The following is an 18,137-nucleotide window of genomic DNA, read 5'->3' on the forward strand; positions in this document are numbered from 1 at the left end:
CCGAGAGGAACCGACAGCATGGCGAAGAGGTTCGCGGCCAGCGCTCGAGTACCGCGCCGCCGCACGGTCGTCCTGTTCGGCGGGGTGATGGTCCTGATGCTCGCGTTCACGGTCCGCCTCGTGGACATCCAGGTCGTGAACGCGGAGGAGCTCGTCTCCGAGTCGGTGAAGAAGACCGGGAACACCCGCTCCCTCGCCGGTGCGCGCGGAGACATCGTCGATTCCGCCGGTAACGTGCTGGCCACCAGCACCGTGACGTACGACGTCGCCGTCGATCCGTCGATCATCACCGCGTTCGAGGCCAAGCGGGCCAAGGAGCCGGACGCCAAGGACCTGCCCGCCCTGGACTGGCCGACGGCGGCTGAGAAGATCGGCGCGATCCTCGGCATCTCCGGCGCGGACGTTCAGAAGAAGGTGGCGCAGAACGTCGAGGGCAACCCGGACAGCCAGTACGCGCTGCTGAAGCGCGATGTCCCCACCGAGAAGATGGAGGAACTGCGCGCGCTGGATCTGGTCTACATCGGGTACGCCGGCGTGCAGTCCCGCACCTACCCGGACGGCGCCGTGGCCGGCAACATCATCGGCTTCACGAACGCGAATGCGGACCAGACCGGCGTGGTCGGTGCCGGCGGGCTCGAGCTGGCTGATCAGCAGTGCCTCGCCGGAAAGGACGGCTCGGAGAGCTACCTCTACGGCACCGGCGGCGAGATGATCCCCGGGTCTCTGAAGACGACGGCCGCCCAGAACGGCGGAACGCTGAAGCTCACGATCAACCGCGACCTGAACTGGTACCTCCAGCAGATGATCGCGGAGGAGACGAAGAAGCAGGGGGCGCAGAGCGGCACCGTCCTGGTCGTCGAGGTGAAGACCGGCAAGATCCGTGCGGCCGCCGAGTACCCCACGGTGGACCCGAACAACGTGTCCGCCTCCCAGCCGGACGACCGAGGAAGTCGGATCTTCAGCTACACCTTCGAGCCCGGATCGACGTTCAAGGCGGCCACGGCGGCGTCCCTGTTGGAGGAGAAGGCGATCGATCCGGCCACCACCACGGTGCAGGCGCCGGACTACTACGAGTTCCCCAACGGCGCGCGCCTGGGCGATTCGTTCGAGCACCCGACCTACGACTACACGATTGCCGGCGCGATGATCGACTCGTCCAACGTCGGACTGTCCATGTTCGGCTCGAAGGTCTCGCCCGAGAAGCGGCACGACTACCTGGCGAAGTTCGGGGTCGGAACCAAGACCGCGGTGAACTTCCCGGGCGAGGAGCCGGGCGAGCTGCACCCGGCCTCGGAGTGGGACGCGCAGTCGATCTACACCACGACATTCGGTCAGCACTTCACGGTGACGGCGGCACAGGCGGCGAGCTTCTACCAGTCCATCGCCAACGGCGGCGTCAAGGAGCCGCTGCAGCTCGTGGAGTCCTGCACCGCAGCGGATGGAACGGTGTCCGACACGCCGACGGCGAAGCCGCAGCGCGTGATGAGCGAGGGCACCTCTGCGGAGCTGCGCACGCTCATCGAGAACGTCGCCGAGCAGGGTGGCGTCGCGGACCTGATCAAGGTGCCCGGCTACCGCATCGCGGCGAAGACCGGAACGGCCCAGCTGTACGACCCGAAGACCGGTGGATACAAGCAGGGCGTCTACTTCACGTCGCTGATCGGCTTCGCCCCGGCGGACGATCCGAAGTACGTCGTGATGGTCACCCTGGATCAGCCGACTAGAATTACCTCGTCCACGGCTGACGCCTCCGCATTCCAGAAGGCGATGACGCAGGTCCTGAAGACGTATCGCGTCCTGCCGTCGGCGACACCCTTCACGGATCCGCTCCCGAAGTTCGGAAACTGAGCGCGTCCGGCACCCACGGAGCACCACCCCACATGATTTCCCTCACCCTCGCCGAGATCGCCGAGATCCTCGGCGGACACCTCCATGCCCACGGGACGGCCGGACCCGCGACCATCGTGTCCGGACCGGCCGAGACCGACTCCCGCGAGATCGTCGCGGGTGGCGTGTTCTTCGCCAAGCCGGGCGAGGTCACGGACGGGCATCTGTTCGTCCGTGCGGCGATCGACAACGGGGCAGCGGTCGCGATCGTGGACCACGTCGTGGCGGAGCCCGTGTCGCAGATCGTCGTCGCGGACGTCGTGACGGCGCTGGCCGATCTCGCCCGCGCCGTGGTGGCACGGGTCCGCGCGCACGGTGACCTGCGGATCATCGGCATCACCGGGTCCAACGGCAAGACGACGACCAAGAACATGCTCGCGCGCATCCTCTCCGACGAGGGCGAGACGGTGGCGCCGATCGCCTCGTTCAACAACGAGGTCGGCGCACCCCTGACGATGCTGCGCGTCAGCGACACCACGCGGTACCTGGTCAGTGAGTTCGGGGCGTCCGGTCCCGGCGAGATCGCACGCCTGGCGGGTCTGGTGAACCCCGACGTCGGTGTCGTGCTGATGGTCGGCATGGCTCACGCCGGCGGCTTCGGCGGCATCGAGCACACCGTGTACGAGAAGGGGCGGCTCATCGCGGCCGTTCGTCCGGGGGGCACCGCCGTGCTGAACCTCGACGACGCCCGGGTGGCGAGCATGCAGGAGATCGCCGCGGCCAATGACGAGAGCGTTCTCTGGTTCGGGCATGCCGCCGACGCCGACGTGCGCGTGTCGGATGTCGCCGTGACCGGGGACGGGACGACCGCGATCGTCACCGTCGACGGGGTGGACCATCCGCTGCGGATGCGCGTGCTCGGCGCCCACCACGTGATGAACGCGGTCGCGGCGATCACGGCGGCGCGCGCCGTCGGCGTCCCCGTCGCGGATGCGATCGCCCGCATCGAGACCGTGGAACTCGCCGAGCGCTGGCGGATGCAGCCGATGGGCAACGCATCCGTCCGCATCATCAACGACGCTTACAACGCCAGCCCGGACTCGATGTCCGCGGCTCTGCGCACGCTGGCCCAGATCGCCGAACCCGGGCAGCGCAAGGTCGCCGTCCTCGGCGCCATGAGCGAGCTCGGTGAATTCGCGGGGGAGGAGCATGACAACATCGCCCTCCTCGCCGTTCGCCTGCGGTTCGAGCGCATCGTCGTCGTCGGCCGCGAGGCCCGCCGGCTGTATCTCGCCGCGATCGCGGAGGGCTCCTGGGACGGTGAGGCCGTGTTCTTCGAATCGGCGGACGAGGCGTTCGAGTACCTGAAGACGGAGCTGCGGGACGGTGATCGCGTGATCGTGAAATCGTCCAATTCCGCGGGACTTCGACACCTCGGCGACCGGATGGGAGAATTCTTCTCGTGAGGTCACTTCTGTCGTCAGCCGCGGTCTCGCTGGCCTTCACGCTGTTCCTGACTCCGGTCTTCCTGCGCCTGTACGAGCGCTGGGGCTGGGGGCAGGTCATCCGCACGCCGGAGAGCATGAACAACCCGCAGCACGGCGCCAAGCGGGGCACGATGTCGATGGGTGGCGTGATCTTCATCCTCGGCACCCTGATCGGCTACTTCGTCGGCAGTTACGCCGGCGGATTCCCGCCCAATGTCTCGAGCCTGCTCGTGCTGTGGATGATGGTCGGCTTCGGGGCGGTCGGTTTCGTCGACGACTACCTGAAGATCAAACGGCAGAACAGTCTCGGCCTCTCGGGCTGGCGCAAGATCGCGGGGCAGGTGCTGGTCAGCGTGGTGTTCGGCGTCGCCGCCCTGAACTTCCCGAACGACCGGGGCATCACACCGGCGTCCAGCGCCGTGTCGCTGTTCCGCGACATCCCGTTCCTCGATTTCCGCTCGCTGGAGCAGCTGACCCCGCTGTGGCCGATCCTCGGACTGGCGATCGGCTGGCTGCTCTATCTGGCGTGGATCACCCTGCTCGGCGTCTCGTCATCGAACTCCGCGAACATCGCCGACGGCCTGGACGGCCTGGCCGCGGGCTCGGGCATCTTCGTGGTCGGCGTGTACAGCCTCATCGCCTTCTGGCAGTTCAACCAGCGCTGCAGCGGTGAGCTGACGCCGTCTGCATACGCGGGCTGCTACGACATCCGCGATCCTCTCGATCTCGCGATCGTCTCGGCCGCGTTCATCGGTTCCCTGATCGGTTTCCTGTGGTGGAACGCGCCGAAGGCGAAGATCTTCATGGGTGACACCGGATCGATGGCCATCGGTGGCGTCGTCGCCGCGATGGCGATCCTCACCCACACCGAACTCCTGATGATCATCGTCGCGGGCGTCTACGTCATCGCGTCCGGATCGGTCATCCTGCAGCGGCTCTACTTCAAGCTCACGCGCGGCAAGCGCCTGTTCCTGAACAGTCCGCTGCACCACCACCTCGAGTTCCGGGGCTGGCCCGAGGCGACGATCGTCGTGCGCATGTGGATCATCGCCGGCATCCTCGCGGCCACCGGAATGGGTCTGTTCTACGTCGAATGGTTGTCACGCACATGAGTCGACTCGATTCCCTCACCAGCTGGTACGCGGACTGGAAGGGACTCCGGGTGGCCGTGCTGGGCCTGTCCGACACCGGCTTCTCGGTCGCCGACACGCTCACCGAGCTCGGCGCGGACGTGCTCGTGGTCACCGAGGGGGCGAGCGAGGAGTACGCGAAGCTGCTTCCGGTGATCGGCGCGCGTCTGCACCTCGGCTCTCTGGAAACCGTGCCGGACGCGCTGGTCGACTTCGACCCCGAGGTCGTCGTCGCCTCGCCCGGATTCCCGCCGCATCATCCCGTGATCCGATGGACCCAGGAGTCCGGGATCGCGCTGTGGGGCGACATCGAACTCGCCTGGCGCGTACGGGACAAGGTCACGCGTCCGGACGGCACCCCTGCCGAGTGGGTGCTGATCACCGGTACCAACGGCAAGACCACCACCACGCGTCTGACCGCGGCGATGCTCGTGCAGGGCGGACTGCGCGCCGCCCCGGTGGGCAACATCGGCACGCCGATCCTGGATGCCGTGCGCGATCCCGGCGGCTTCGACGTTCTCGTCGTCGAACTGAGCAGCCACCAGCTCTGGTACATCGGCAACAACGACGGCGTCGGCGCACTCGTGCCGCACGCGTCCGTCTGCCTCAATCTCGCCGATGACCACCTGCTCTGGCACGGATCGTTCCAGGCCTACCGCGATGCGAAGGCGGTGGTCTACCGCAACACCCGCGTCGCCTGCGTCTACAACAAGGGCGACGAGGCCACTCGGAGCATGGTCGAGGACGCCGACGTGGTCGAAGGCGCGCGTGCGATCGGCTTCGATCTGGGCATCCCCGGCCCGAGCGACCTCGGCGTCGTGGAGGGAATCCTCGTCGACCGTGCGTTCCTGGACGAGCGGCACACGTCCGCGCTCGAGCTGATCACGGTCGACGATCTCGCCGAGCGGCATCTGTCCGCCCCGCACATCGTGGCGAACATCCTGGCCGCCGCCGGCCTCGCCCGCAGCCTCGGGATCTCTCCGGCGGACATCCGGGACGCGCTCGGGACGTTCCAGCTCGACCCGCACCGCATCCAGCTGGTGGCGCGCGCGAAGGGCGTCACCTGGATCGATGACTCCAAGGCGACGAACCCGCACGCGACCGCGTCCTCACTGACCGCCTACCCGGGAGCGATCTGGGTGGTCGGTGGCCTGCTGAAGGGCGTGGACATCTCCGACCTGGTCGCCACGCGCGGTCCGTCGGCCAAGGCGGCGATCGTGATCGGCGTCGACCGGCACGAGGTGGTGGACGCGTTCGGGCGACACGCGCCGGACGTCCCGCTGTACGAGGTCGAGGCAACGGACACTGAGGATGTCATGCCGCGGGTGGTCGAGATCGCGAGCGGGATCGCGCAGGACGGAGACGTCGTCCTGCTCGCTCCGGCAGCAGCGAGCTTCGATCAGTTCACCGGCTACGACGAACGCGGCGAGAAGTTCGCCGCGGCGGTACGCAGCAGCATCGAGCGAGGGGACGCGGATGGCGACGACGCCGGTTCCCCCGAGCGGGAAGTCTGACGGCCCCGGCCGCGGACTCGCCGCGCGCGTTTCGCTGGGACGGCAGTTCCGTCCGCTCGCCTCGGAGTTCCTGCTGATCGCAGCCGTTGCGATCTTCCTGACCGTGTTCGGTTTCGTGATGGTGCTCTCGGCGACCTCCGCCAGCACCGATCCGTTCGACATCGCCCTCAAGCAGGGCATCTTCGGTGCGGTCGGCATCCCGCTGATGTTCGTGCTGAGCCGATTCCCGCTGACGTTCTGGAAGCGGATGGCCTGGCCCATCCTGATCCTCGCGGTCGCCTTCCAGATGCTGATCTACACACCGCTCGCCATCGAGAACGACGGCAACGTCGGGTGGGTGGACCTCGGTGTCGCCCAGGCCCAGCCGGCCGAGTTCCTCAAGCTCGCGACCGCCATCTGGATCGGCTTCATCCTGGCGCGCAAGGAAGCGCTGCTGACCAACTGGAAGCACCTGGCGATCCCGCTGGTGCCGGTGGTCATTCTCGTGCTGGCGAGCGTTCTCGGTGGCGAGGACCTCGGCACCGCGATGATCATCATGCTCGTCGTGTTCGCCGCGCTGTTCTTCGCCGGCGTGAAGCTGCGGATTCTGATCTTCCCCCTGGCCGTGGCGGCGGTGGCGGTGGCGGTGCTGGCCATCACCAGCCCCAACCGCATCCAGCGCATCACGTCCTTCCTCGACCCGAACTGCTCCGCGAGCGATGCCCTCTGCTATCAGCAGGAGCACGGCCTGTGGGCGCTGGCCAACGGCGGCCTCTTCGGGGTGGGGCTGGGCAATTCCACCGAGAAGTACGGGTGGCTGCCGGCGAAGGGCAACGACTTCATCTTCGCGATCATCGGTGAGGAGCTCGGCCTGATCGGCTGCTTCGTCGTGCTGGCCCTGTTCGCGGTGTTCACGTTCGCGGCGATCCGGATCATCCGGCGCACGGATGACACCTTCGTCCGCATCGTCGCGGGCGCGATCGCCATCTGGATCGTCGGCCAGGCCCTGGTGAACATCGCCGTCGTGCTCCGGCTCGCTCCGCCGCTCGGTGTGCCGTTGCCGTTCCTGTCCCAGGGCGGGACGTCGTTGCTGTCCGTCCTCATCGCCGCCGGCGTGCTGCTGTCGTTCGCGCGGACGCTGCCCGCGGACGCGCCGGCGCCGACCCCCGTGCGGGTGCGCAACCCCGTCCAGCGCATCGACACGCTCTGACCCGGCGCTCGAGCGACGATTCGTGCCCGGCAACGCGGGGTGAGAGGATCGAAGGATGACGACGTACCTCCTGGCCGGCGGCGGAACCGCGGGGCACGTGAACCCGCTTCTCGCGGTGGGCGATGGCCTCCGGGCACGCGACGCGGAGTCCGACGTGCTGGTGGTCGGGACGAAGGAGGGGCTCGAAGCCCGCCTCGTCCCCGAACGGGGGTACGAGCTGCTGATCGTGGACAAGGTGCCGTTCCCGCGCCGACCGAACGCCGCCGCACTGGCGTTCCCGAAGCGCTTCCTGCGCGCGATCGCGCAGGTCCGCGCCCACATCCGTGAGCACGGTGTCGACGTCGTGGTCGGCTTCGGCGGGTATGCGTCCGCGCCCGCGTACATCGCAGCCAAGCGCGAGCACATCCCGTACGTCGTCCACGAGGCGAATGCTCGCCCAGGCCTGGCGAACGTGCTCGGCGCGCGCGGTGCCGCGGGCGTCGGCGTGGCCTTCGCCGGCACACCCCTGCGTCGTGCGACCGTCGTCGGGATGCCGCTGCGCCGCGAGATCGTGGACCTGGATCGGGCCGGTACCCGAGTCGAGGCCGCCGAGTACTTCGGCCTCGACCCGGCCAAGCCCACGCTGCTCGTCTTCGGGGGCTCGCTCGGGGCGCTGCGCCTGAACACCGCCTTCGGCGGGTCCTGGCAGGACGTGCTGGATGCCGGATGGCAGCTCGTGCACGCGACGGGCGAGAAGAACGAGCTGGTCGATCCGGGCGTGCCGGGCTATGTCGTCGTTCCGTACCTGGACCGGATGGACCTGGCGTTCGCGGTCGCCGACTTCATCGTGTCGCGGTCCGGTTCCGGCACCGTCAGCGAGATCAGCGCGCTCGGCATCCCCGCGGTGTACGTCCCGTATGCGGTCGGCAACGGCGAACAGCGGCTGAATGCCGCATCCGCGGTCGAGGCGGGGGCGGCGATCATCATCGACGACGGTGAGTTCACGCCGGATGCCGTCCGTCAGCGGGTGGTTCCGCTGCTGCGGGACGCCGACGCTCGGGAGCGGATGCGCGTCGCCGCAGAGCACGTCGGGACTCGCCACGGCACCGAGAACGTCATCGACCTCGTGGATCGCGCGCTCCGGCACTGAGTTCCTTGGGTCGGCGTGGTGCGAGTGCTAACGTCGGGCCGCGTGGCGGTGACGGAGCAGTCCGGACGCCGGTCGGCGAATGTCCGGGAGGTCCGAAATGCACACGAGAACCGTACGACGACTCGACGAGCCGGATGAAAGTGAGCTCACCGTCGGCGGAGTCCCCGGCGTCCTCTGGACGCCGACGTTCGCCTCACCGGCCACCCCCGTTCCCCTCATCCTGCTCGGACAACCGGGCGGTCTCGGGCTGGAGCGGATGCGTCCCAGGCTGGCGGCGCGGGCTCGGGCGCTGAGCGAGCAGGGATTCGCGGCGCTGGCCATCGAACCTCCGGGCGCCGGCGAACGCGCGCCGATGCCGGAGGTGGACGCCGCGCGCGCGGACCTGCGCCGGGCGATCGACGCGGGGGAGAAGCCGGCTGACGAGGTGGTCGACCGACTCATCCTGCCCCTGGTGGATCAGGCCGTTCCGGAGTGGCAGAACGCGCTCGATGAGATGCTGCTGCGGCCGGAGTTCACCGGTCGCGTCGGCTTCTCCGGCGGCGTGATCGCGATCGGGACGCGCCTGGCCGCGATCGACCCGCGCATCGCCGCCGCGAGCCTGTTCTCGGGCAGCTACGTGCCGCGAGCGACCCGGGACGAGGCGCGCCAGGTCACGATTCCGCTGCATGTCCTGCTGCAGTGGGACGACGAGGGCAACGATCGGCAGGCCGCGCTGGATCTCTTCGACGCCTTCGGCTCGGCGGAGAAGACGCTGTACGCCAGCATGGGCGGACACACCGGTGTGCCCTCGTCGGCGGGCGACGACGCCGTCCGGTTCTTCGTCCGCCACCTCGGTCCCTCCTCCGCCTGACCCACCCCGCCTGAGTCGCTCCCGCCTGAGTCGCTCCCGCAGCCGACGGTTCCGCAGGATTCCTGCGGTTCCGCAGGAAGCGGCGACCTGTCGTCCGCGACTTTCCGGGGCCCGCCGTCCTGCCGAACTGTTTGACTTCCTGCGGATCCCGGGAGATCCTGCAGAACCCGGGGCCGGGGACGGACTGGGGCGGGACGGGGCGGGAGTCAGGCGTGGGGGGGTTGGCGGGCCAGGGTCAGGGCGTTGGGGGGGGGCAGGCGGGTGGCGGCAGGGCCGCCCCCACCTCCGCTGACAGGTCACGGATCGCCAGGTCGCGATCCCGCACCCGGGTCCAGGCGGAGGGCGCGGATCGTCGCGGCGAAATCGGCGGCCGCCTGCTGGGCTCGGCGGGCGACGCCGTCGCCCTGCGGGAGGACGAACGTGCCGTTGCGGCCACGGGTTTCGATGATTCCGGACGCCTCGAGCTCCTTGTACGCCCGCGCCACGGTTCCGGGCGCAAGTCCCAGCTCCTCCGCGAGGCGGCGGACGGTGGGCAGCTTCTCACCGCCGGCGATCTCGCCGGAGGACACGGCGTCGATGAACTGACTGCGCAGCTGCTCGAACGGCGGAACGGCGGAGCGTGGGTCGATGACGATCATGACAGTGCCTCCTGCGCGCCGCCGGGAGTGTGATCCGGACGGTTCAGGGTATCGCGCGGGCGATCGGCGCCCGTGGTGAACACGACCGCGTCCACGTTCATCGCCCCACCGAGCAGGTGTGCCGTTGAGGAGATGCGCGGCCGGGCGAATCTAAACTGGGACGGTCATGATTCGACCTGATCTCAGCCTCCCCATTCCCGACGACATCCGGGCCGCGCACTTCATCGGCATCGGTGGCTCCGGAATGAGTGGACTCGCGCGCATGTTCCTCGCCCGTGGCATTCGCGTGTCCGGTTCCGACCGGGCCGACAGTCCCGGGCTGCGCGCGCTGGCCGACGCCGGTGCCACCGTGTACGTGGGGCACGACGCGGCCAACCTCGCCGACGACGTCGACACCGTGGTGCACACCGGTGCGATCTGGCCGGAGAACCCCGAGTTCGTCCTCGCCAAGGAGCGCGGACTGCACGTCATCCACCGCTCGCAGGCGCTGCACTGGCTCATCGGCGCGCGCCGCCTGGTCTCGGTAGCAGGCGCGCACGGCAAGACCACCTCGACCGGCATGATCGTCACCGCTCTGCAGCGACTGGGGGAGGAGCCGACCTTCGTCAACGGCGGCGTGATCGCCGAACTCGGCGTGTCCAGCGGCGTCGGTTCGGACGAACTGTTCGTCATCGAGGCGGACGAGTCGGATGGCACGTTCCTGCTCTACGACACCTCGATCGCGCTCATCACGAACGTCGACCCGGACCACCTGGACCACTACGGCTCGCGCGAAGCCTTCGACGCCGCGTTCGTCCGCTTCGCCGACGAGGCGCGCGAGGCCGTCGTCATCTCGGTCGATGATCCCGGCGCGCGGACGGTGCTGGCTGCGATCTCGCATCCGCACGTGCTGACCTTCGGGGAGGACCCGGCCGCGGACGTCCGTCTGTCCGACGTGGTCACCGACGGCGACGTGGCCTTCACGCTGCACTACGACGGGCGCTCGGCGCAGGCGCACTTGAAGGTGCCCGGCCTGCACAATGCGATCAACGCCACCGGTGCCGTCGCCGTCCTGATCGCGCTCGGACAGGACTTCGAGGCGTCCGTACGCGCGGTTCAAGGTTTCGCCGGGACGGCGCGGCGCTTCGAGCTGCACGACACCGTTCGCGGTGTCAGCGTTTATGACGACTACGCGCACCACCCGACCGAAGTCGACGCCATCCTCGCAGCGGCGCGCACGGTCGTGGGTACCGGCCGCGTGATCGCGCTCCACCAGCCCCACACGTACAGTCGCACGCAGCTGATGGCGGGCGAGTTCGCGCAGGTGCTCGAGGACGGCGCTGACCACACCGTCGTCCTGGACGTGTACGGCGCTCGAGAGGATCCCGTGCCCGGTGTCACCGGTGAACTGGTCAGCGGCCGTTTCCATGACCCGTCGCACGTGCATTTCGAAGCCGACTGGCAGAAGGCGGCGGACTACGTCGCCTCCGTCGCGCGCGCCGGCGATTTCATCGTCACGCTCGGCTGCGGCAACGTGAACCTCATCATCCCGCAGGTGCTGGACGCCCTCGCGGAGGACGCGGACTGAGGCATGCGCCGCCCCGATCCGCTGCCGACCCCGCCCGAGCGCGCGTCGGACGAGACGCCGCAACCGCCGGTCGCGCCCCGGCGTGCGGCGAAGCGTGAGCCACGGGTGCCCGTGACCAGTCCCGACGAGGTGGACACAGCGGTCGACGTGCAGACCCTGGACGGGTGGGCGGAGTCCGTCGATCCGAACGCCACGGCGCCGATTCGTCCGCTGCATGTCGAGCCGGAGACCGTTACGGACGTCGCTGAGGAAGACACGGCGGACGAAGCCGACACCGCGGACGCGGCGCCCACGGGATTGCGCGACGTCTGGCGCGCTTCACGGGCGCGGCGGCGCACGCTGCGCCGCGAGGTCCGCCGCTTCACCGTGCGGTCGCGGCGGCGTCGGATGATCTGGCTCGTATCGCTCGCGGCCGTCGTCCTGGTCGTCGCGGGGTCGTTCGCGGTCGCCTACAGTCCGCTGTTCGCGGTGCGGACCATCGTCGTCACCGGGACGAAGACCCTCCCGGCCCAGACCGTGGAGAAGGCGCTCCATGCCCAGGTGGGCACACCGCTGGCCGCGGTGGACGCGAGCGCGATCAAGGCTGAGCTGGTGAAGTTCCCCCTGGTCGAGACCTACTCCGTGGAGGCCCGGCCGCCGCACGAGCTGGTGGTGCGCATCGTCGAGCGGACACCGATCGGCGTGATCGATTCGGCGGCGGGCTACACGCTGGTCGATGCCGCCGGCGTCGCGCTGAGCACCACGCCGGAGCAACCCGCGGGTGAGCCGCTGATCTCCGCCGGCGAGGCGGGGTCGAAGGCGTTCACGGCCGTCGGGCTGGTGATCCGGTCGCTGCCGGCGGACATCCGCGCGAATCTCGCCACGGGGACCGCGACCACCGCCGATGACGTCACGGCCGGCTCTTATACACATCTGGAGCCGGCGGCGGACAAGGGGGGGTGATCTCCGCCGGCGAGGCGGGGTCGAAGGCGTTCACGGCCGTCGGGCTGGTGATCCGGTCGCTGCCGGCGGACATCCGCGCGAATCTCGCCACGGTGACCGCGACCACCGCCGATGACGTCACGCTGACGCTCGCCGACAGCGGCGTGACGATCGTCTGGGGGAGCGCGGAGCAGTCCGTCCTCAAAGCCGAAGTCCTCGCGGTGTCGATGAAGGCGCGGCCGCCGGGTGTGGTCACGCACTACGACGTCTCCTCGCCGACCGCCGTCGTGATGCACTGAGCCCGCAGACACGCCCGAGTGTCGCGAATCCGCGCGCGTTCTCGCCGACACGCGGCGCGCCCTTCAGCGTGTTCCGCTCTGGTCCGCATACCGTCAATCGAGAGAAATGTATGCCGGGAAATACTTTAACCCTATACCTGAGGGTGAAGGTTGAACGGTAGGGCACACGACACGGAGGCCGGCATGAGCCAGAACCAGAACTACCTCGCCGTGATCAAGGTCGTCGGCGTCGGCGGCGGTGGCGTCAACGCCGTCAACCGGATGATCGACATCGGCCTGCGCGGTGTGGAGTTCATCGCGGTCAACACGGACGCGCAGGCGCTGCTGATGAGCGACGCCGACGTCAAGCTTGACGTCGGACGCGAGCTGACGCGCGGCCTCGGGGCGGGTGCCGATCCCGAAGTCGGCCGTCGCGCCGCGGAGGACCACGCGGAGGAGATCGAGGAGGCCCTGCGCGGTGCCGACATGGTCTTCGTCACCGCCGGTGAGGGTGGTGGCACCGGAACCGGTGGCGCTCCCGTCGTCGCCAAGATCGCCAAGTCCATCGGTGCGCTGACCGTCGGTGTCGTCACCAAGCCGTTCTCCTTCGAGGGCCGCCGCCGTCAGCAGCAGGCCGAGCAGGGTGTCGCACGCCTGAAGGAAGAGGTCGACACCCTCATCGTGGTGCCGAACGACCGCCTCCTGGAGATCAGCGACCGCGGCATCTCGATGATCGAGGCCTTCGCCACCGCTGACCAGGCTCTCCTCGCCGGTGTGCAGGGCATCACCGATCTGATCACGACCCCGGGTCTGATCAACGTCGACTTCGCCGACGTGAAGAGCGTCATGCAGGGCGCCGGCTCCGCCCTCATGGGCATCGGCTCCGCGCGAGGAGCGGACCGGGCCATCAAGGCCGCAGAGCTCGCCGTCGAATCGCCCCTGCTGGAGGCGTCCATCGAGGGCGCGCACGGCGTTCTGCTGTCGATCCAGGGTGGTTCGAACCTCGGCATCTTCGAGATCAACGACGCAGCGCAGCTGGTCAAGGAAGCGGCGCACCCGGAAGCGAACATCATCTTCGGGACGGTCATCGACGACACTCTCGGCGACGAGGTCCGCGTCACGGTGATCGCGGCGGGCTTCGACGCGGGCGAGCCCACGCCGCGCCTCGAGCTTCCGTCGGTCAGTCGTCCCGCGGCGGACAAGGCCGTACCGGAGAAGAAGGACGACGCCGGAGAGTCGGAGAAGAAGGACGACAAGCCCGCCGTCTCCGAGCCCGCTCGCACGCCGGTTCCCGCGAACGTGCTGCCCGAGCCGGGCGGCTACGACACCGCTTTCGATGACAACGACATCGACATCCCCGATTTCCTGAAGTGAACGACGACCTGCGGACCCGGCTCGCGGAGGTCGATGCGCGCATCGCCTCCGCGGCTCGGGCTGCCGGTCGCACGCCCGAGGAGATCACCCGGATCGTGGTGACGAAGTTCCATCCGGCATCGCTGGTGCGCGAGCTCCACGACCTCGGCGTGCGCGACGTGGGGGAGAACCGCCAACAGGAGCTCACCGCGAAGCGCGCGGAGCTCGGCGATCTGGACGGACTGCGCTGGCACTTCATCGGCCAGGCGCAGACGAACAAGGCGCGTGCCGTCCGCGCCGGCGCCGACGTGGTGCACTCCGTGGATCGCGCTCGGCTCGCCGACGCGCTGCACGCCGTGGCCGAGCCCGGTGATGTCCGGGATGTGCTGGTGCAGGTCAATCTCACCGACGACCCCGGACGCGGCGGTGTCGCCCCGTCGGATCTCACCGCCCTGGCCGAGCACGTGCTCGGCCTGGATTCCCTGCGGCTGCGCGGCCTGATGGCGGTCGCGCCGCTGGACGAGGAGCCCGCTCGGGCGTTCGAGCGCCTCGCCGGCCTGGCGGCATCTCTGCGCGCCGTCGCTCCGGACGCGGACTGGGTGTCCGCGGGGATGAGTCACGATTTCGCGGAAGCGATCGCGCACGGCGCGACACACCTCCGCATCGGTTCCGCAATCACGGGACCGCGCCCTGACCGGCGCTAACCTGCAAGAAGACGAGCACACACACGGAGGACGCAATGTCGAACCCGCTCAAGAAGACCATGGTCTACCTCGGCCTCGCTGACGAGGAAGAGGTCTACGACGAGCCCGCGGCCGAGCAGGCTCCCGCGCGTTCGCGTCACCGCGACGAGGTCGTGGAGGAGGCGAAGGCTCCCGTGACCCCGCTGCGCCGCCCGACCGTCGTCCGCCAGCCGGTGGCCGCTGCGGGTTCGGTCAGCGAGATCCTCACCGTGCACCCGAAGCAGTACCGCGACGTGCAGATCATCGCGGAGAGCTTCCGTGACGGTGTTCCGGTGATCATGAACCTCTCGCAGATGGCCGACGCCGAGGCTCGTCGCCTCATCGACTTCGCCAGCGGCCTCTCCAGTGGCCTGTTCGGGCGGATCGAGCGCGTCACCAGCAAGGTGTTCCTGCTCTCGCCGGCGAACATCTCGGTCTCGGGGGACGGTGGCCTTCAGCACGCCGACTCCGAGGCTGTGCCCTTCGCGCAGTCCTGATTCGTGTCCGACGTCGTCGGGATCATCGCTCGGATCCTGCTCTTCGCCGAATACCTCTATCTGATCGCGCTCTTCGCCCGGATGATTCTGGACCTCGTTCCGGCGATCAATCGGGAGTGGCGCCCCCGTGGGTTCGCTCTCGTGCTCGCGGAATTCGTCTACACGATCACGGACCCGCCGGTGAAGTTCTTCCGGCGCGTGATTCCCCCCTTGCGCCTCGGGCCGATCGCCCTGGACCTGGGATTCTCGCTCACGTTCTTGATCATGCTGGTGCTGATCTCATTCACCGGCATCTTCGCGCGGTGATGATCGTCGGGCTATGCTGAGTGTTCGGAGCGAGCGTCCGACGGCCCTGCCGAGACCTTGACCTGATCGAAGTACAAAGGAGCCATCATGGCATTGACCCCGGATGACGTCGTCACCAAGCAGTTCCAGCATGTCCGGTTCAAAGAGGGTTTCGACCCGGACGAGGTTGACGACTTCCTCGACGAGATCGTCGTCGAGTGGCGCAAGACCATCGAGGAGAACACCGAGCTCAAGGCGAAGCTCGCCGCGTACGAGTCCGGTGAGAAGCCGGCCGAAGCCGCGGCTCCCGCCGCCGAGCCGGAAGCCGCCAAGCCCGAGCCCGAGGCTGCCAAGCCTGAGCCCGAAGCGGCTCCGCTGGCCGCTCCGGTCGCCGCCGGTGAACCCCAGGGTGCTGCCGCGTCCGCGGGCATCATCGAGCTGGCTCAGCGCCTGCACGACGAGCACGTCGCCGAGGGCAAGACCCAGCGCGACCGTCTCATCGCCGACGCTGAGAAGCAGGCGAAGAAGATCGTCGACGACGCGGAGGAGAAGAGCCGCGTCGAGACCAAGCGTCTCGATGACGAGCGCCAGGTCCTCGAGGGCCGGATCACCGAGCTGCGCGGATTCGAGCGGGACTACCGCGCCAACCTGCGCAAGTACATCGAGGGTCAGCTGAAGGACCTCGACCAGTCAGGCACCGCGTCGGGCAACACGCCCGTCTCGGCCATCGGTCTCTGAGACCGGTGACCAGCCGGACACCGATCCACAAGGCGGCGGCCGGTACCACGATCGCGATCATCGCGGTCCTGGTACTGGCCGCCGACCAGTTCACCAAGTACCTCGCGCTGCGTGACCTGCGCGAGGGCGACTGGGCGAACGTCATCGGCGAATTCCTGCGTTTCACGCTCGTGCGCAACCCGGGCGCCGCGTTCTCGCTCGGTGAGAACGTGACCTGGGTCTTCACCATCGCTCTGGCCATCGTGGCGATCGTCATCGTGGTGCTGATGTTCACGCGCGTGCGTTCGCGCCTCTGGGCCGTCGTGCTCGGTGCGCTGCTGGGCGGCGTGCTGGGCAACCTGACCGACCGCCTGGTTCGTGACCCGGGCTTCGGCGTCGGGCACGTCGTGGACTTCATCAACACCCCGTGGATGATGCCGGCGATCTACAACGTCGCGGACATCTTCATCGTGTGCAGCATGATCTCGATCGCGCTGCTCGTGCTGGTGGGGCAACGTCTGGACGGGACCCGCGAGTCGCGGGAGAAGGATGCGCCCGCGTCCGCATCGGCGCATGATGTCGTCATGGGTGAATTCGACGAGAACGACCGATACGAGAGCCGCAAGGAACGCCGACTCCGCGAGGAAGCCGAGCAGAAGGCCGCCGAGCAGGCGACCGCCGCCGAGGAGGCGTCGGATGTCGACGACTCCTTCACGGACGCCGCCGACGCGACGGATCCCGACGTGGACGGCTCGGAGGCGCCGCGCGGCGGCGCCGCCGGGTGAGTCTGCAATCGCGGAGTCTCGTCGTCCCGGATGAGCTCGACGGGCGTCGCGTGGACGCCGCCCTGGCGACGCTCCTGGAGGTCTCGCGCACGTTCGGTGCGGAGGTCGCCGAATCCGGCGGTGTCTTCCTGGACGGACGTGCGGTCGGGAAGTCCGACCGGCTCGTGGCGGGTGCGCGGCTGGATGTCGCGTGGCAGCCGAAGGCGGAGCTCACGGTCGTCCCGACCGCGGTCGATGAACTCGGGATCGTCTATGACGACGACGACATCGTGGTCGTCGACAAGCCGGCGGGCGTCGCCGCGCACCCCTCGCCGGGGTGGGAGGGGCCGACCGTGGTGGGTGCCCTCGCCGCGGCCGGGTACCGCATCTCGACGTCCGGCTCTCCGGAGCGGCAGGGGGTCGGCCCANGTGTCTTCCTGGACGGACGTGCGGTCGGGAAGTCCGACCGGCTCGTGGCGGGTGCGCGGCTGGATGTCGCGTGGCAGCCGAAGGCGGAGCTCACGGTCGTCCCGACCGCGGTCGATGAACTCGGGATCGTCTATGACGACGACGACATCGTGGTCGTCGACAAGCCGGCGGGCGTCGCCGCGCACCCCTCGCCGGGGTGGGAGGGGCCGACCGTGGTGGGTGCCCTCGCCGCGGCCGGGTACCGCATCTCGACGTCCGGCTCTCCGGAGCGGCAGGGGGTCGTCCATCGGCTGGACGCCGGCACGAGTGGGCTCATGGTGGTCGCCAAGAGCGAGCGCGCATACACGCTGCTGAAGCGGGCGTTCAAGGACCGCACGGTCGAGAAGGTCTATCACGCGGTCGTGCAGGGGTACATGGATCCGCTCACCGGCACCATCGATGCGCCGATCGCACGGCATGCGACGCATTCGTGGAAGTTCGCGGTGCGCCCGGACGGCAAGGACTCGGTGACGCACTACGAGACGCTGGAAGCCTTCGTCGGTGCATCGCTGCTGGAGATCCACCTGGAGACCGGACGGACGCACCAGATCCGCGTGCACATGGCGGCGCTGCGGCACCCCTGCGTCGGCGATCCGCTGTACGGCGCGGATCCGACGCTGTCCGCTCGGCTGGGGCTGACGCGGCAGTGGCTGCACGCCCACCGACTCGCATTCGAACACCCCGGGACGGGGGAGTGGGTGAGCTTCTCCTCGCCCTACCCCGCCGACCTGCAGCACGCCGTCGATGTTCTCGAGGCCGGCTGACCCGCCGGTGCACGGGCGGCTCGCCGGTCGCGGGTCG

The 18,137-nt window shown here is 68.9% G+C and carries 18 protein-coding genes and 1 pseudogene; 18 read left to right on the forward strand and 1 reads right to left on the reverse strand.

Going from position 1 to position 18,137, the window contains the following annotated elements; all coding sequences use genetic code 11:
• Positions 1–18 precede the first annotated feature (18 nt).
• The 7 genes from BN1193_RS03575 (at position 19) to BN1193_RS03605 (ending at position 9,126) form a co-directional block, all read left to right on the forward strand.
• Positions 19–1,848, forward strand: a complete 1,830-nt coding sequence (locus BN1193_RS03575) for a peptidoglycan D,D-transpeptidase FtsI family protein (protein ID WP_040164143.1) — start codon at positions 19–21, stop codon at positions 1,846–1,848.
• 32 nt (positions 1,849–1,880) lie between these two features.
• On the forward strand, positions 1,881–3,293 hold the full coding sequence (locus tag BN1193_RS03580) for a UDP-N-acetylmuramoyl-tripeptide--D-alanyl-D-alanine ligase (protein ID WP_040164144.1): 1,413 nt from the start codon (positions 1,881–1,883) through the stop codon (positions 3,291–3,293).
• Complete coding sequence (mraY, locus tag BN1193_RS03585) at positions 3,290–4,426, forward strand: phospho-N-acetylmuramoyl-pentapeptide-transferase (protein ID WP_040164146.1); 1,137 nt, start codon at positions 3,290–3,292, stop codon at positions 4,424–4,426. Before BN1193_RS03580 ends, mraY begins: the two co-directional genes overlap by 4 nt.
• A complete protein-coding gene (gene murD, locus BN1193_RS03590; RefSeq protein WP_094770256.1) occupies positions 4,423–5,958 on the forward strand; it encodes a UDP-N-acetylmuramoyl-L-alanine--D-glutamate ligase in 1,536 nt (511 codons plus the stop codon). Before mraY ends, murD begins: the two co-directional genes overlap by 4 nt.
• Entirely contained in the window at positions 5,921–7,147 is a 1,227-nt protein-coding gene (locus tag BN1193_RS03595; protein WP_052460397.1) for a peptidoglycan glycosyltransferase FtsW, read from the forward strand. The genes murD and BN1193_RS03595 overlap by 38 nt, the downstream gene beginning before the upstream one ends.
• A gap of 55 nt (positions 7,148–7,202) precedes the next feature.
• The gene (locus BN1193_RS03600) at positions 7,203–8,276 is read left to right on the forward strand and encodes a UDP-N-acetylglucosamine--N-acetylmuramyl-(pentapeptide) pyrophosphoryl-undecaprenol N-acetylglucosamine transferase (protein WP_040164149.1); all 1,074 of its coding nucleotides are present in this window, start codon (positions 7,203–7,205) and stop codon (positions 8,274–8,276) included.
• Positions 8,277–8,373: 97 nt separating this feature from the next.
• Positions 8,374–9,126 (forward strand): dienelactone hydrolase family protein, encoded by a 753-nt coding sequence (locus BN1193_RS03605; RefSeq protein WP_040164151.1) that lies wholly within the window; start codon positions 8,374–8,376, stop codon positions 9,124–9,126.
• 296 nt (positions 9,127–9,422) lie between these two features.
• On the opposite strand, the gene BN1193_RS03610 is transcribed toward BN1193_RS03605, so the two are convergent.
• Positions 9,423–9,764, reverse strand: a complete 342-nt coding sequence (locus BN1193_RS03610; RefSeq protein WP_040164153.1) for a GntR family transcriptional regulator — start codon at positions 9,762–9,764, stop codon at positions 9,423–9,425.
• Between the two features lie 166 nt (positions 9,765–9,930).
• On the opposite strand from BN1193_RS03610, the gene murC reads away from it, so the two are divergent.
• The 11 genes and pseudogenes from murC to BN1193_RS03660 all read left to right on the forward strand — a co-directional run bounded on the left by murC (position 9,931) and on the right by BN1193_RS03660 (position 18,100).
• On the forward strand, positions 9,931–11,331 hold the full coding sequence (gene murC, locus BN1193_RS03615; RefSeq protein ID WP_040164155.1) for a UDP-N-acetylmuramate--L-alanine ligase: 1,401 nt from the start codon (positions 9,931–9,933) through the stop codon (positions 11,329–11,331).
• A gap of 111 nt (positions 11,332–11,442) precedes the next feature.
• Positions 11,443–12,273, forward strand: coding sequence for an FtsQ-type POTRA domain-containing protein (locus BN1193_RS03620; RefSeq protein ID WP_230206400.1), 831 nt, complete (start codon positions 11,443–11,445; stop codon positions 12,271–12,273).
• Positions 12,270–12,551 (forward strand): hypothetical protein, encoded by a 282-nt coding sequence (locus BN1193_RS03625; RefSeq protein ID WP_040164157.1) that lies wholly within the window; start codon positions 12,270–12,272, stop codon positions 12,549–12,551. Before BN1193_RS03620 ends, BN1193_RS03625 begins: the two co-directional genes overlap by 4 nt.
• 183 nt (positions 12,552–12,734) lie before the next feature.
• Positions 12,735–13,904 carry a cell division protein FtsZ gene (ftsZ, locus tag BN1193_RS03630; RefSeq protein ID WP_040164159.1) on the forward strand — a complete coding sequence of 390 codons (1,170 nt, stop codon included), beginning with the start codon at positions 12,735–12,737 and terminating at the stop codon, positions 13,902–13,904.
• Positions 13,901–14,587, forward strand: a complete 687-nt coding sequence (locus BN1193_RS03635; protein WP_040164161.1) for a YggS family pyridoxal phosphate-dependent enzyme — start codon at positions 13,901–13,903, stop codon at positions 14,585–14,587. Before ftsZ ends, BN1193_RS03635 begins: the two co-directional genes overlap by 4 nt.
• Before the next feature lie 35 nt (positions 14,588–14,622).
• Positions 14,623–15,102, forward strand: coding sequence for a cell division protein SepF (locus tag BN1193_RS03640; protein ID WP_040164163.1), 480 nt, complete (start codon positions 14,623–14,625; stop codon positions 15,100–15,102).
• A gap of 3 nt (positions 15,103–15,105) precedes the next feature.
• A complete protein-coding gene (locus BN1193_RS03645) occupies positions 15,106–15,408 on the forward strand; it encodes a YggT family protein (RefSeq protein ID WP_052460399.1) in 303 nt (100 codons plus the stop codon).
• An 87-nt stretch (positions 15,409–15,495) separates the two neighbouring features.
• Positions 15,496–16,125, forward strand: a complete 630-nt coding sequence (locus BN1193_RS03650; protein ID WP_040164164.1) for a DivIVA domain-containing protein — start codon at positions 15,496–15,498, stop codon at positions 16,123–16,125.
• A 5-nt stretch (positions 16,126–16,130) separates the two neighbouring features.
• Positions 16,131–16,889 (forward strand): signal peptidase II, encoded by a 759-nt coding sequence (gene lspA / locus BN1193_RS03655; protein ID WP_094770257.1) that lies wholly within the window; start codon positions 16,131–16,133, stop codon positions 16,887–16,889.
• A gap of 2 nt (positions 16,890–16,891) precedes the next feature.
• Positions 16,892–17,011: pseudogene (locus BN1193_RS18540) on the forward strand (RluA family pseudouridine synthase); the annotation flags it as partial.
• 243 nt (positions 17,012–17,254) lie between these two features.
• On the forward strand, positions 17,255–18,100 hold the full coding sequence (locus tag BN1193_RS03660) for an RluA family pseudouridine synthase (RefSeq protein ID WP_040164624.1): 846 nt from the start codon (positions 17,255–17,257) through the stop codon (positions 18,098–18,100).
• The last annotated feature ends 37 nt before the right edge of the window (positions 18,101–18,137 follow it).

The organism is Microbacterium gorillae (assembly GCF_000826185.2).
GTDB lineage: Bacteria > Actinomycetota > Actinomycetes > Actinomycetales > Microbacteriaceae > Microbacterium > Microbacterium gorillae.

What these genes read in the sequence shown, in the direction of transcription:
- BN1193_RS03575 (WP_040164143.1), top strand. Translation starts at nt 19, where the DNA reads ATGGCGAAGAGGTTCGCGGCCAGCGCTCGAGTACCGCGCCGCCGCACG.
- BN1193_RS03605 (WP_040164151.1), top strand. Translation starts at nt 8,374, where the DNA reads ATGCACACGAGAACCGTACGACGACTCGACGAGCCGGATGAAAGTGAG.
- murC (WP_040164155.1), top strand. Translation starts at nt 9,931, where the DNA reads ATGATTCGACCTGATCTCAGCCTCCCCATTCCCGACGACATCCGGGCC.
- BN1193_RS03650 (WP_040164164.1), top strand. Translation starts at nt 15,496, where the DNA reads ATGGCATTGACCCCGGATGACGTCGTCACCAAGCAGTTCCAGCATGTC.
- BN1193_RS03580 (WP_040164144.1), top strand. Translation starts at nt 1,881, where the DNA reads ATGATTTCCCTCACCCTCGCCGAGATCGCCGAGATCCTCGGCGGACAC.
- BN1193_RS03595 (WP_052460397.1), top strand. Translation starts at nt 5,921, where the DNA reads ATGGCGACGACGCCGGTTCCCCCGAGCGGGAAGTCTGACGGCCCCGGC.
- ftsZ (WP_040164159.1), top strand. Translation starts at nt 12,735, where the DNA reads ATGAGCCAGAACCAGAACTACCTCGCCGTGATCAAGGTCGTCGGCGTC.
- murD (WP_094770256.1), top strand. Translation starts at nt 4,423, where the DNA reads ATGAGTCGACTCGATTCCCTCACCAGCTGGTACGCGGACTGGAAGGGA.
- BN1193_RS03610 (WP_040164153.1), bottom strand. Translation starts at nt 9,764, where the DNA reads ATGATCGTCATCGACCCACGCTCCGCCGTTCCGCCGTTCGAGCAGCTG.
- BN1193_RS03600 (WP_040164149.1), top strand. Translation starts at nt 7,203, where the DNA reads ATGACGACGTACCTCCTGGCCGGCGGCGGAACCGCGGGGCACGTGAAC.
- BN1193_RS03640 (WP_040164163.1), top strand. Translation starts at nt 14,623, where the DNA reads ATGTCGAACCCGCTCAAGAAGACCATGGTCTACCTCGGCCTCGCTGAC.